Raw genomic sequence first — 1,285 nt, 5'->3', positions numbered from 1 at the left:
AGCAGTGCAACCGGTGGCAATTACGAACAACTGGATACCAGTGATACGGCAACGATTACAATTCAAGACACCATCGACACCACCGCCGTCACCCTGGGCGATGTCACCGTCAATGAAGGCGATATGGTGACCTTAACCGCCAACGTCAACAATGCACCGCAAACCGATTTAACGTTGACGTTGTCCAATGGCGAAGTGATTACCATCCTCGCTGGAGAAACAAGCGGCAGCGTCACCTTCCCAGCGCCAACCGATGATGCTTATATTGATGCCGATAGCCAAACCATCAGCATCAGCAGCGCAGCCGGTGGCAATTACGAACAATTGGATACCAGCGACACCGCAACGATTACCGTTCAAGATACCATTGACACCACCACCGTCACCCTGGGCGATGTCACCGTCAATGAAGGCGGCACCATCACTTTGACCGCCAATGTCAACAATGCACCGCAAACCGATTTAACGTTGACGTTGTCCAATGGAGAAATCATTACGATCCTCGCAGGACAAACCAGTGGCAGCGTCACCTTCCCAGCGCCAACCGATGATGCTTATATTGATGCCGATAGCCAAACCATTAGCATCAGCAATGCAACCGGTGGCAATTACGAACAACTGGATACCAGTGATACGGCAACGATTACAATTCAAGACACCATCGACACCACCGCCGTCACCCTGGGCGATGTCACCGTCAATGAAGGCGGCATGGTGACTTTGACCGCCAACGTCGAGAACGCACCGAAAGATACGCCACTCACCATTACCCTGTCCAATGGCGAAGTCATCACCATCGCGGTGGGACAAACGAGCGGCAGCGTCACCTTCCCTGCGCCAACCGATGATGCTTATATTGATGCCGGCAGCCAAACCATCGGCATCAGCAGCGCAGCCGGTGGCAATTACGAACAATTGGATACCAGCGACACAGCAACGATTACGGTTCAAGATACCATTGATACCACCACCGTTACCCTGGGCGATGTCACTGTCAATGAAGGCGGCACCATCACCTTAACCGCCAACGTCAACAATGCACCGGAAACGGATTTAACGTTGACGCTGTCTAATGGAGAAATCATTACCATCCTCGCTGGACAAACCAGCGGCAGCGTTACCTTCGCAGCGCCAACCGATGATGCTTACCTTGATGCCGGTACGCAAACCATCAGCATCAGCAATGCAACCGGTGGCAATTACGAACAACTGGATACCAGCGACACCGCAACGATTACGGTTCAAGATACGATTGATACCACCCTTGTGGAGCTTAGCGATGTCA

Annotated in this window: 1 protein-coding gene; it reads left to right on the top strand. The window is 52.4% G+C overall.

Going from position 1 to position 1,285, the window contains the following annotated elements; genetic code table 11:
• Nucleotides 1–1,285 (top strand): immunoglobulin-like domain-containing protein (locus tag ELY11_RS12440; protein WP_158615206.1); only part of this gene is annotated, 1,285 nt, incomplete at both ends.

Source organism: Legionella septentrionalis (assembly GCF_003989745.1).
GTDB classification, from domain to species: domain Bacteria; phylum Pseudomonadota; class Gammaproteobacteria; order Legionellales; family Legionellaceae; genus Legionella_A; species Legionella_A septentrionalis.
The sequence above is the reverse complement of the archived record's forward strand: the minus strand, read 5'-3'. Positions and strand labels throughout refer to the sequence as shown.